We start from the raw sequence: 12,064 nt of genomic DNA on the forward strand, positions 1-12,064 counted from the left end.
GTCTTCTTCGGCTGCGCCAACCAGGCCGGCGAGGACAATCGCAATGTTGCGCGCATGGCGCTGCTGCTGGCGGGCCTGCCGGATTCGGTTCCCGGGCAGACCCTGAACCGGCTCTGTGCCTCCGGCCTCGATGCCGTCGGCGCTGGCGGTGATGGAGCGGACATCCGATCCACGGCTGCGCCAGATCATGGTGTCCCTGGTCCAGCACCTGCACGCTTTCGTCCGTGATGTGCACCTGACCGAGAAAGAGTTCCGCGATGCGACCGCCGTCATCGCCGAACTCGGCAAGCTGACCACCGATACGCATAATGAAGTCGTGCTGATGGCGGGCTCGCTCGGCGTCTCCTCGCTGGTGTGCCTGCTCAACAATGGCGATCAGGGCAACACCGAGACCGACCAGTCGCTGCTCGGGCCGTTCTGGCGGTTGAATTCGCCCCGGGTCGAGAACGGCGGGTCGATCGTCCGGTCCGAGACGCCGGGCGCGCCGCTGTTCGTGAGCGCCCGTGTCGTCGACAAGGACGGCCGTCCGGTCGCCGGGGCGGCGGTCGATGTCTGGCACGCCTCGCCGGTCGGGCTCTACGAGAACCAGGACCCGGAGCAGGCCGACATGAACCTGCGCGGCAAGTTCACGACCGACTCGGATGGGCGCTTTGCATTTCGTTCGGTGATGATGGTCGGCTATCCCATTCCGACCAATGGCGTCGTCGGCCGCCTGCTCGAGGCGCAAAGCCGGCATCCCTACCGTCCCGCGCATCTGCACGCCCTGATCTTCAAGCCCGGCTTCAAGGTTCTGATCTCGCAGGTCTACGATCCCGCCGACCCGCATATCGACAGTGACGTGCAATTCGGGGTGACGCAGGCGCTGATCGGCAAGTTCCAGTGCCACGACACGCCACATCCGACCGCAAGCGACGTTGCGCCGCCCTGGTACTCGCTCGACCACACCTACCGGCTCGAAGCCGGGGAGGCCGTGCTGCCGCGGCCGCCGATCAAATAGCCTGGGCCTGTGTCAGAGCGGCATGGTCGCCAAACCCGCTTCCCCCATTTAGTTATATCCTATAATGATTGCCCGAAACGTGATCCGGCCACCGAAAATGGTCGGGGAGGAGTTCGCCAATGACATTCATCTATCCGACCGACAGCAACAAGGCGCATCCGCTGCCGCTGTCGCCCGAGTACAAGAGCTCGATCAAGCGGGCGCCGAACAAGCCCTTGATCCCGATGCCCCATACGTTGTCCGAGCTGACCGGTCCGGTCTATGGCCACGAGACCGTGCGCGAGGGCGACGACGACCTCACCCGCCAGCACGCGGGCGAGCCGCTCGGCGAGCGCATCATCGTCCACGGCCATGTGCGCGACGAGGACGGGCGCGGCGTGCCGAACTCGCTGATCGAAATCTGGCAGGCCAATTCCTGCGGCCGCTACGTTCACGTCCGCGACCAGCACCCGGCGCCGCTCGATCCGAATTTCACCGGCGCGGGCCGCACCGTGAGCGATGCCGCCGGCTATTACCGCTTCGTCAGCATTAAGCCCGGCGCCTATCCCTGGGGCAACCACCACAACGCCTGGCGCCCGGCCCACATCCATCTCTCGGTGTTCGGCCATTCCTTCGTCACGCGCCTCGTGACGCAGATGTATTTCCCGAACGATCCCCTGTTCCCGTTCGATCCGATCTTCAATTCGGTGCCGGACGAGAAAGCGCGGGCGCGGATGGTCTCGTCGTTCGACCTCGAGAACACGAAGCCCGAATGGGCGCTGTGCTACCGCTTCGACATCGTGCTGCGCGGCAAGAACGCCACCCCCATGGAGAACAGCTAAGTGCAGGATAATGGGATCACCCCGTCGCAGACCGTCGGTCCGTTCTTCAAATACGGCCTGACGCCGACCGGCGAATACGCCTGGAACGATGCCTTCACCAATTCGACGCTGACGCCCGACGTCACGGGCGACCGCATCCGTATCGAAGGCCGCGTGTTCGACGGCGACGGCCTCGCCGTGCCGGATTGCATGCTGGAGATCTGGCAGGCCGATGCGCAGGGCCGCTTTGCCGACCCGCAGGACGAGCGCGCGCTGCCCAATGCGAGCTTCCGCGGCTTTGCCCGTTGCGGCACCGACAAGGATGGCCATTACTCCTTCGACACCATCAAGCCGGGCGCGGTGCCGGGTCCGGACGGCAAGCCGCAGGCGCCGCACGTCCTTCTCGCCGTGTTCGGCCGCGGCATGCTCAGGCATCTTTACACCCGCATCTATTTCAGCGACGAGGCCGGCAACGCTGCCGACCCCGTGCTGGCGCTGGTGCCCGCCGATCGGCGCGTCACCTTGACCGCCGTGCGCGATGCCGGCACGCCGGTCTATCGGCTGGATCTGCGGCTCCAGGGCGACAACGAAACGGTGTTCTTCGACGTATGACGGCAAGGCGTGCCGGGGAGGCCCGCTCCTCGGCACGCATGTCTCATTGGGCGCATCAGCGCCGGTGCTCGTCGCGTTTATGCGTCAGCTTCACTGACGCAATACCGATGGCCTGACCTCGAATTCCCGTATTTGTGCGGGGTTCGCATGCTGCAATTCTCGCGCGAAGCAATCCCGCATTTACCGTATTCATCTAGGGTGGCGGCAGTTTCGACGGCGACCCGGATTGCTCCATGAAATTTCGTCTGTCCTTGTCCTCAGCGATCGTCGCGTTCGGCATCGTTCTCGCCATTGGTTTTGCCGCCGTTGTTTCGACCAGCCTTTACGCCCTGAAAGAACTAAAGGTCGGCGGCCCGCTCTATTCCGACATCAAGCTGGGCAACGACCTCATCGCCGACATCCTGCCGCCGCCGGAATATGTCATCGAGGCGTATCTCGAGGCCACCCTCGCCATGCGCGAGCCGGACCAAGTGGCCGCCCATGGCGAGCGGCTGGTCCAACTCCGCAAGGACTACGACGAGCGCAAGGCATTCTGGGTCTCGTCCAGCCTCTCGCCCGACCTGAAGACCGCGCTGGTGTCGAAGTCCGACGCCGAGGTGCAGAAGTTCTGGAAGGCGTCCGACCAGCTACTGCCGGCGCTCAAGGCCAGGGACGCCGCTGCTTCCGAGCGTGCCTATGCCCAGCTCAAGGACGCCTATACCGCGCATCGCGCCATCATCGATGGCATCGTCGAGAGCGCCAACAAGCAGAATGCCGCCATGGAGAAGCTGGCGGCGGACCGCGACAGCGCGATGCTCTATATCCTGCTCGGCGTCTCGATCGCCGTGCTCGCCTTCGTCGCTGCCGGCCTGCTCGGCGTTGCGTTCGGCGTGGTGCGGCCGATCGTGCGCATGACCGGCACGATGCAGAAGCTGGCGACCGGCGATCTCGCCGCCGACATCCCGTTCGCGCACCGCCAGGACGAGGTCGGCTCGATGGCGGGCGCGCTTCTGGTGTTCAAGCAGGCGGCGATCGAGAATTCCCGTCTGCGCGAAGAGCAGTTGCGGCAGGAGCAGGAGGCGGCGCTTGCCAAGCGCTCCGCCCTGCACCAGATGGCCGAAACGGTCGAGCGCGAGACCGGCCGCTCGGTCGATACCGCGACCGAGGCGACGCAAGGCGTCGAGCAGGCCGCCTCCGGCCTGTCGGACATCGCAAAGTCGCTTTCCGCGCAGTCGCAGGCGGTCGCGATGGCCTCGACACAGGCCCTCGGCAGCTCGCAGGCCGTCTCGGCCGCAGCCGAGGAATTGAGTGCCTCGATCCGCGAGATCGCAGGCCAGGTCGCGCGCACCAGCACGGTCACCAAATCGGCGGTCGCCGGCCGCGAGCAGGCGCGTTCGACCATTCAGGCGCTGTCGGGATCGGTGAAGAAGATCGCCGAGGTCTCCGACCTGATCGGGGGCATCGCCGGGCAGACCAACCTCCTCGCGCTCAACGCGACGATCGAGGCGGCGCGCGCCGGCGAGGCCGGCCGCGGCTTCGCCGTGGTTGCCGCCGAAGTGAAATCCCTCTCAGACCAGACGGCGAAGTCCACCGAGGAGATCGGGCGGCTGATTGCCGAGATCCAGGCCTCGACCCAGGCCGCGGTCGATGCGGTCGAGACGATGGGAGGGCACATCGTCGAGATCGACGGCGTGACAACCTCGGTTGCCGCTGCGATGGAAGAGCAGGACGCGGCCACACGCGAGATTACGCGGTCGATCTCCGAATCGGCGTCTGCCGCCAAGGAGGTCTCGGCCAAGATCAGCAATGTCAGCCGCGATGCCGCCTCGGTGGACGAGCGCGCTGCGGAGGTCAGGCAGACGATTGCGGGGATGGCGGCCAATCTCGAACAGCTGCGGTCGGTGGTCGTGCGAACCGTGCGAGACTCGACCGCGGCAGCCTGAGCCCGGCGGCCGTTCGGCCGCTGGTGCCCGGGAGCGCGATCGTGCAGTATGGCGCGGGACAGGGGCATCGTGGTTCATGACATCTCCACAATTGCCGGCGGTCGTTGAGCCTGCCAAGCTGACGGCTGCGCTACGCAGGGGCGGCGTGCTCGACGCCGGCGCCGTGCGCGAGATCAAGGTGCTGCATCAGCGCGACACCGTCGTGTCGCACATCATCCGGCTCGGCCTGCGCTATGTCGGCGAATCCGCCGGCGCCCCGCAGTCGCTGATCGTGAAGATCCCCAATTCCGCCTTCGCGCAAACGCTGGCCGATGGCGGCCGGCGCGAGGTGGGCTATTACACGCAGCTCGCACCGAAAATGCCGCCGGGGCTGGTGCCGCGCTGCTATGACGGACAGTTCGACGAGCAGGGCCTGACCTGGCATCTGCTGCTCGAAGATCTCACCGACAGCCATGCGACCGCGGGCCAATGGCCGCTGCCGCCGTCGCGTGATCAGGCGGTCGCGATCGTCACCACGCTCGCACGCTGGCATGCGGCGTGGTGGGACCACCCGGATCTCGGCGACACCGTCGGCACCTTCGCGAGCGCCGGAGACAGCGCGCAGCGCATGGAGATCTTCGCCGGCCATTACGACCGCTTCGCCGATCTGGTCGGGGATCGCCTCAGCGAGGAGCGCCGCATCATCTATCGCCGCCTCATCGATCGGTCGGAGCAGTTGTCCCAGCGTTACCTTTCACGCCGCCACCTCAGCATCACCCATGGCGACGCTCATATCTGGAATTTCCTGCTGCCGCGCGCGGGCGTCGCCGACACCGTGCGGATCTTCGATTTCGATCTTTGGAGCATCAACGTTCCGACCCTGGACCTCGCCTTTATGGTGGCGATGCACTGGTATCCGGAACGAAGGCAGGGGCTCGAACGGCTGCTGCTTAATTTCTACCACGACACGCTGATCGAGAGCGGCATCACCGGCTACACCCGCGGCGCGCTCGATCGCGACTACCGCTGGGCGGTGCTCTGGCAGATCACGCGGCCCGTCTGGCAGTGGAGCATCAATCTCCCGCCGTTGATCTGGTGGAACAATCTGGAGCGGGTGTTCGCGGCGGTGGACGATCTGGGCTGCGAGGAGTTGTTGGGATAGGCGGCGCCGCAACCTCGCTGTCGTCGCCCGGCTTGACCGGGCGACCCAGTATTCCAGAGACGTTGCCGTGATACGGAGAAGCTGCGGCGTACTGGATGCCCCGGTCAAGCCGGGGCATGACACCCCGCTACTCCATCACCGCATGCTCCGGTCCCGCCGCCTGCTTGCGCAGCGTGGCCTTGGTCGAGCCGATCAGCAGGGCGAGCGGCAGGGTGCCGAGCACGAAGAACATCACCAGCTGGTAATCATGGGAGAAGGCGATGATCTGCGCCTGCAGGCTGACCATCCTGTCGGCCATGGCGCGGCCGGTATCGGTCGACAGATTGATGATGCCGCTGACGCCGGGCATCTGCAGGGCGTGGTTGAACGGGTTGATGTGCTCGGACAGGATCGCGTAGGTCCATCGCGTTCCCTGCGTCAATTGCGCGATCACGATGGAAATGCCGACCGAGCTTGCCACGTTGCGCACCAGGGTCAGCATCGCGGTGCCATCGGTGCGCAGCTCGTTCGATAGCGTCAGGAACGCGACGGTGGAGAGCGGCACGAAGACGAGGCCGAAACCGAAGCCCTGGATGACGCTGACGGTGACGATCTCCGGCACCTGGGTCAGGTCGGTCCAGCCCGTCATCTGGAACAGCGAGCCGGCGGTGAGCGTCAGCCCGGCGAGGATCAGCGTGCGCGCCTCGACATAGCGCATCATGCGGCCGACCAGCATCATGGCGAAGAAGGTGCCGACCCCCCGGCTCGCCAGCAGCAGGCCGGCGGTGATGATGGGATAGCCGATCACGTTCTGCATGTAGGGCGAGGCCAGCGCCATGGTCGAGAACAGCACGAGCCCCATCACGATCATGAAGACGCAGCCGGTGACGAAGTTGCGGTCCCGGAACAGCGCGAAGCGGATGAACGGGGTCGAGGTCGTGAAGGAGTGCGCCAGGAAGAAGTAGAAGGCGGCGGCCGAGACGATGAACTCGGCGAGGATCTCATTGGATTCCAGCCAGCCCAGTTGCTCGCCGCGGTCGAGCGCGAGCTGCAGCGCGCCGATCGCGATCGCCAGCGCGGCGAAACCGAACCAGTCGAATCTGAGGCTGAGATTCCTGTCGGTCTCGTCCATGAAGACGATGAGGCCGAGCACGGTGATGACCCCGAATGGGAGGTTGACGAAGAACACCCAGTGCCACGAATAGGTCTCGGTCAGCCAGGCTCCGAGCGAGGGTCCCATGATCGGGCCCATCATCACGCCCATGCCCCAGATCGCCATCGCCTTGGCGCGTTCCTGGAGCGTGTAATAGTCGAGCATGACCGATTGCGACAGCGGCACCAGGGCGGCCCCGAACACGCCCTGCAGCAGTCGGAACAGCACCATCTGGCTGATGTCCTGCGCGAGGCCGCACAGCACCGAGGCCATGGTGAAGCCGGCCGAACAGATGATGAAGATGCGCTTGCGGCCGAAGCGGTTGGCGATCCAGCCCACCGGCGCCGTCATGATCGCGGCGGCGACGATGTAGGAGGTCAGCACCCAGTTGATCTGGTCCTGCGAAGCCGACAGGCTGCCTTGCATGTAGGGCAGGGCGACGTTCGCGATGGTGGTGTCCAGCGCCTGCATGATGGTCGCGGTCATGGCGCAGATCGTCACCATGTTCCGGCGCAGGCCGGGCACCATCAGGCTGGCATTGGGGCCGGACATCGCATCGGTCCTTGTTCTCAGTCTTGGTCTTTATCCTGGCTCGCGGTCGCCGACAGGCCAAGCAGGCCGGCGAGGGAGCGCTTGTGGCCGGTGTCGATGGTGGCATAGACGCTCATGCCGGCTTTCAGCTTGCGCACATATTTGTCGGTCTCGTCGAAATAGATCCGGATCGGCACGCGCTGCACCACCTTGACGAAATTGCCGGTGGCATTTTGCGGCGGCAGGATCGCGAATTGCGCGCCGGTGCCCGGCGAGAGCGAGCCGATCCTGCCCTTGAAGACGTGGTTCGGGAACGCATCGACCTCGAGTGTGACGGGTTGTCCTTCGCTGACGTAAGTGAGGTCGCTCTCCTTCGGATTGGCATCGACCCAGGGATGCGCGACGTCGATGATGGAGAACACCGGCGTGCCGGCGGTGACGTAACGGCCGAGCTGAATCTGCTCGACTTGCGTCGCCACGCCATCCATCGGCGCGCGCAGCACGGTGTGGTCGAGGTTGCGCTGCGCGTCGTCCAGCTTGGCTTTTGCCTGGGCGTAGGCCGGGAATTGCTCGAGCGGCAGGCCCGGATTGCCGAGCAGTTGCGTCTTGGCGTTGGAGAGCTGCTGCTTGATGTATTGCGCCTGCGCCCCGGCGGTGACCAGCGCGTTCGAGGCATTGTCGAGATCGAGCTGCGAGCCGAAATTGTTCTTCACCAGCGCCTGCTTGCGCTCGACGTCCCGCTTCTTCAGGTCGATGCCCTGCTGGGCGAGATCGAGCATGTCGCCGTAGATCTTGATGTTGGCGACGAGGTTGTCGTAGGTCGTGTGCGCCTGGGCGAGCTGCGCCTTGGCTTCATCCACGGCGAGGCGGAACGGAACCGGGTCGATCTCGAACAGCGCGTCGCCTCGCTTGACGGTCTGGCCTTCCTTCACGACGACCTTCAGGATCTTGCCGGAAACGTCGGGCGTCACCAGCACCTTCTGCGCGCCGACATAGGCATTGTCGGTACCGACATAGCGCCCGCCATTGAGATAGAAGGTGACCCCGCCGATGGCGACGATGACCGGCAGAACGACCAGGAGCAGAAAACGGCGATAGCGGCGCAGGCCCGCCATCAGGCGGCGTCGCGGATCGGTGCCGGCCTTCTTGGTCGGCTTGTCGCTGTCGCTTTTCTGCTCGGGCTGGAACTTGATGACCTGATCAGCCATAGCGCTGCTCCTTGCGCAGCTGTGCCGCGCCGGATGCCTGGATCGCAGTCCGCACGTTTTCCTTGATGGCTTCGAGCTGGGTGAGGAGGCGATGGGCGTCGGCCGGCGTAATGCCGTCGAGCGCGTTTGCCGTCAGCTCGGACTTCAGGCCGTTCATGCGGCCGAGCAGCTGCCGCCCGGCCTTCTTGAGGTACAGGCGTTTGACCCGGCGGTCCGACGCGTCATTGCGCCGCTCGATCCAGTCGTTGTCGCAGAGCTTGTCGATCAGACGGGTCAGCGTGATCGGCTGCATCTCCAGAAGCTCTGCGAGCTCGGACTGCTTCATGCCTTCGCTGCGCTCGACCTTGGCAAGCACCGCCCATTGGGCGCGGGTGATGCCGAAGCGCGAGGCCTCCTTGTCGGCATAGACGCGCAGCAGGCGGTAGAGTTCGCCGAGCGTGAACAGGAAATTCTGGTCGACCGACCCACGTGTCATGAGGCTCGTCTCCGATAAGCTTCCCATATAATAAGCAAGCTCATCATTATTCCCATGTGGATTGGCAGGAGGCTGTCCCGCAGCCCCCGCATGGCTGGCAGCCGTTCTCGTGTCGTGCTTTGGGTTCCCCTGATGAAATGCTAGAAGACGGGCGCATGACCCTCGCAAAGCCGGCATTCCCCGCGCCCGACCACGACCACGGCCGCTGCACCGCGGACGCGCTGGCGCATGCCGAGTTCGTCTGCGAGCAGCGCGCACAGAAATTTACGCCGATTCGCCGTCAGGTGCTGGGAGCGCTTCTCTCCAGCCATCGCCCGCTCGGTGCCTATGAGATCATCGACGAGCTCGCCAAGTCCATCTCGCGGCCGGCGCCGATCACGGTCTATCGTGCTCTCGACTTCCTGATGGCCAACGGCCTTGTGCACCGCATCGAGAGCCGCAACGCTTATCTCGCCTGCGCTGCCCATGACCACGATTCGACATCCGCGGTGGCGTTCCTGATCTGCGAGCGTTGTGGCCTTGTCGGCGAGATCTCCTCGGCGTCCTTCGCCAAGGACCTCAACGCCGCCGCGCGCAGCTCGGGCTTCGCCCCCAAACTGTCTGTGGTGGAGATCACGGGCGTCTGCACGCATTGCCAGAAAGCTGACTAAACCAACAACGGCGCAAAGCCGGTATTCGGGAAGAGATGTCCTTACCTCAAGTCAATCCATCCGCCGCGCGCCCCCTCAGTGCCGGCGCCATCGCCCTGATGCTGATGTTGTGCCTGACCTGGGGCTTCAACCAGATCGCGGTGAAGCTGGTGCTGCCCGACATCCCGCCGATGCTCCAGGCCACCATTCGCTCGATGGGCGCGCTGCCCGTGCTGTTCATCATCGGCACCTTTCGCGGTGTCAATTTCTTCGATCGTGACGGCACCTTGAAGCCCGGCCTGATCGCCGGGCTGATGTTCGGCATCGAGTTCGTGTTGATCTTCCAGGGGCTGCGCTTCACGTCTGCTTCGCGGGCGGTCGTGTTCCTCTACACCGCGCCCTTCTTCGTCGCGCTTGGCTCCTATCAGGTGCTCGGCGAGCGTCTCGGCGCCTCGCAATGGCTCGGATTGGCCATCAGCTTTGCCGGTGTCGCGCTTGCGATCGGCGTGCCGCAGCCCAATGTCGATTCGCATGTCCTGCTCGGCGATCTCATGATCGTCGGCGGCGCCGCGTTGTGGGCAGCGACGACACTGGTCGCCAAGGGCACACGCCTGCGCTTTGCCGCGCCCGAGAAGGCGCTGGGCTACCAGGTCGCGACCTCGATCCCCATTCTCGGGACGGCGGCCTGGCTGTTCGGCGAGTCCATCACGCACACGCCGAGCCCGTTGTCGCTCGGCCTGATGGCGTTCCAGGCGATCTGGGTGGTGGGAACCACGTTCACCCTTTGGTTCGCGCTGGTGAAGACCTATTCGGCCAGTAAATTGTCCGCTTTTACCTTCATCACCCCTTTGTTCGGCGTGGTGGGTAGCTATTTCATCATGCACGACACCCTGAGCCTGGCATTTGGGGCCGCTGCGATCCTTGTAATTGTTGGGCTTTTTCTGGTTAACCGTCCGAGCCCATCTGCCGCGACGCCGCCGGATGCATTGCTGAACGTCACCAAAACCTGATATTTGGACCCCATGAACAAGCTCGAAAGCCCCATCGTTTCGGACATCGCAGGCCCCGCGCCGCGTCACCGGACCACCCAGGTCAAGGTCGGCAACGTCGCCGTCGGCGGAGGCGCGCCGATCGTCGTGCAATCGATGACCAACACCGACACTGCCGACATTGACGGTACCATCGCCCAGGTCGCAGCGCTCGCGCGCGCCGGCTCCGAAATGGTCCGCATCACCGTGGATCGCGAGGAGGCCGCGGCCGCCGTCCCGCACATCCGTGACGGCCTCGCCAAGCGCGGCATCACCACGCCCCTGATCGGCGACTTTCATTATATCGGCCACAAGCTGCTCGCGGCCTATCCGGCCTGCGCCGAGGCGCTGGCGAAATACCGCATCAATCCCGGCAATGTCGGCTTCAAGGACAAGCGCGACACCCAGTTCGCCGACATCATCGAGATCGCGAACAAGAACAACAAGCCGGTCCGCATCGGCGCCAATTGGGGCTCGCTCGACCAGGAGCTCCTGACCAAGCTGATGGACGAGAATGCCGCTTCGCCTAATCCGCGCGACGTGCGGGCGGTGACGCGTGAGGCCATGGTGCAGTCCGCGCTGCTGTCGGCCGCGCGTGCCGAAGAGCTCGGCATGCCGAAGGACCGCATCATTCTTTCCGCCAAGGTCTCGGCAGTGCAGGATCTCATCGCGGTCTACCAGGATCTCGCAAGCCGCTCCGACTACGCCATCCATCTCGGCCTGACCGAGGCCGGCATGGGCTCGAAGGGCATCGTGGCCTCCTCGGCGGCGCTCGGCATCCTCCTGCAGCAGGGCATCGGCGACACCATTCGCATCTCGCTGACGCCCGAGCCCGGCGGCGACCGCACCCGTGAGGTGCAGGTCGGCCAGGAGCTGCTGCAGACCATGGGCTTCCGCACCTTCGTGCCGCTGGTTGCGGCCTGCCCGGGCTGCGGCCGCACCACCTCGACCACGTTCCAGGAGCTGGCCCGCTCGATCCAGGATTTCATCCGCGACGAGATGCCGACCTGGAAGACGAAATATCCCGGCGTGGAAGAGCTCAACGTCGCGGTGATGGGCTGCATCGTCAACGGCCCCGGCGAGTCCAAGCATGCCAATATCGGCATCTCGCTGCCCGGCACCGGCGAAGCGCCGGCGGCGCCCGTCTTCGTCGACGGCAAGAAATTCCGCACGCTGCGCGGCCCGACCATCTCCGCCGACTTCAAGGCGCTGGTGATTGACTACATCGACCAGCGCTACGGCCAGGGCGCCAAGGTGCCGGCGCCTGCGGCGGAGTAGGCGAGGTCAGCGCGCAACGCGCTGGCCTGGCCGGCTTTTGCCCATCTGACGGTGGTCCTGAGTTGACGCAGGCCCCCTTCGCGCGCCAATTTTCGCGATGACGAAGCGGGGCCATCGGCATCCCGCGGATCACGATCGCGGAGCAGCGCTTGGGGCAACAGCGGAGCATCATCGCCGGGCTGGTCGCGTCGATCCTGCTGTCGTCGCTCGTCCTTGCCGATGCCGGCGCCGCGGCGGCGCGAGACATTGCAAGACCCCGGCCGAAGCCGGCGCCACCGAGGCGTGGTAATGATCGACGAGGCTGGCCACGG

The 12,064-nt window shown here is 65.1% G+C and carries 11 protein-coding genes and 1 pseudogene; 9 read left to right on the forward strand and 3 right to left on the reverse strand.

The annotated features are described in order from the left end of the window. The 6 genes and pseudogenes from JHD07_RS18315 to JHD07_RS18340 form a co-directional block, all read left to right on the forward strand. Nucleotides 1–150, forward strand: a pseudogene (locus tag JHD07_RS18315) (3-oxoadipyl-CoA thiolase); the annotation flags it as partial. Beyond that, entirely contained in the window at nucleotides 131–997 is an 867-nt protein-coding gene (locus JHD07_RS18320; protein WP_291624553.1) for a dioxygenase, read from the forward strand. The pseudogene JHD07_RS18315 and the gene JHD07_RS18320, both read left to right, overlap by 20 nt. A gap of 119 nt (nucleotides 998–1,116) precedes the next feature. Further along, the gene (gene pcaH, locus JHD07_RS18325; RefSeq protein WP_291624554.1) at nucleotides 1,117–1,818 is read left to right on the forward strand and encodes a protocatechuate 3,4-dioxygenase subunit beta; all 702 of its coding nucleotides are present in this window, start codon (nucleotides 1,117–1,119) and stop codon (nucleotides 1,816–1,818) included. Further along, a complete protein-coding gene (pcaG, locus tag JHD07_RS18330; protein WP_291624555.1) occupies nucleotides 1,819–2,409 on the forward strand; it encodes a protocatechuate 3,4-dioxygenase subunit alpha in 591 nt (196 codons plus the stop codon). A 233-nt stretch (nucleotides 2,410–2,642) separates the two neighbouring features. Next, entirely contained in the window at nucleotides 2,643–4,331 is a 1,689-nt protein-coding gene (locus JHD07_RS18335) for a methyl-accepting chemotaxis protein (RefSeq protein WP_291624556.1), read from the forward strand. Nucleotides 4,332–4,407: 76 nt separating this feature from the next. Further along, nucleotides 4,408–5,472 carry a phosphotransferase gene (locus tag JHD07_RS18340; RefSeq protein ID WP_291624557.1) on the forward strand — a complete coding sequence of 355 codons (1,065 nt, stop codon included), beginning with the start codon at nucleotides 4,408–4,410 and terminating at the stop codon, nucleotides 5,470–5,472. A gap of 127 nt (nucleotides 5,473–5,599) precedes the next feature. On the opposite strand, the gene JHD07_RS18345 is transcribed toward JHD07_RS18340, so the two are convergent. The 3 genes from JHD07_RS18345 to JHD07_RS18355 are packed head-to-tail and all read right to left on the reverse strand — an operon-like array spanning nucleotide 5,600 to nucleotide 8,818. Continuing rightward, the gene (locus JHD07_RS18345) at nucleotides 5,600–7,156 is read right to left on the reverse strand and encodes an MDR family MFS transporter (RefSeq protein WP_291624558.1); all 1,557 of its coding nucleotides are present in this window, start codon (nucleotides 7,154–7,156) and stop codon (nucleotides 5,600–5,602) included. A gap of 17 nt (nucleotides 7,157–7,173) precedes the next feature. After that, nucleotides 7,174–8,343 (reverse strand): HlyD family secretion protein, encoded by a 1,170-nt coding sequence (locus JHD07_RS18350; RefSeq protein ID WP_291624559.1) that lies wholly within the window; start codon nucleotides 8,341–8,343, stop codon nucleotides 7,174–7,176. Continuing rightward, nucleotides 8,336–8,818 carry a MarR family transcriptional regulator gene (locus JHD07_RS18355; protein ID WP_291624560.1) on the reverse strand — a complete coding sequence of 161 codons (483 nt, stop codon included), beginning with the start codon at nucleotides 8,816–8,818 and terminating at the stop codon, nucleotides 8,336–8,338. Before JHD07_RS18355 ends, JHD07_RS18350 begins: the two co-directional genes overlap by 8 nt. Before the next feature lie 155 nt (nucleotides 8,819–8,973). On the opposite strand from JHD07_RS18355, the gene JHD07_RS18360 reads away from it, so the two are divergent. Genes JHD07_RS18360 through ispG form a run of 3 tightly spaced genes read left to right on the forward strand, consistent with a single transcriptional unit; the run spans nucleotide 8,974 to nucleotide 11,753 of the window. Next, entirely contained in the window at nucleotides 8,974–9,468 is a 495-nt protein-coding gene (locus JHD07_RS18360) for a transcriptional repressor (RefSeq protein ID WP_291624561.1), read from the forward strand. Nucleotides 9,469–9,503: 35 nt separating this feature from the next. Continuing rightward, the gene (locus JHD07_RS18365) at nucleotides 9,504–10,457 is read left to right on the forward strand and encodes a DMT family transporter (RefSeq protein WP_291624562.1); all 954 of its coding nucleotides are present in this window, start codon (nucleotides 9,504–9,506) and stop codon (nucleotides 10,455–10,457) included. A gap of 12 nt (nucleotides 10,458–10,469) precedes the next feature. Then, complete coding sequence (gene ispG / locus JHD07_RS18370; RefSeq protein WP_291624563.1) at nucleotides 10,470–11,753, forward strand: flavodoxin-dependent (E)-4-hydroxy-3-methylbut-2-enyl-diphosphate synthase; 1,284 nt, start codon at nucleotides 10,470–10,472, stop codon at nucleotides 11,751–11,753. Nucleotides 11,754–12,064: the final 311 nt, after the last annotated feature.

Origin of the sequence: Bradyrhizobium sp., assembly GCF_016462955.1 — a bacterium.
GTDB lineage: Bacteria > Pseudomonadota > Alphaproteobacteria > Rhizobiales > Xanthobacteraceae > Bradyrhizobium.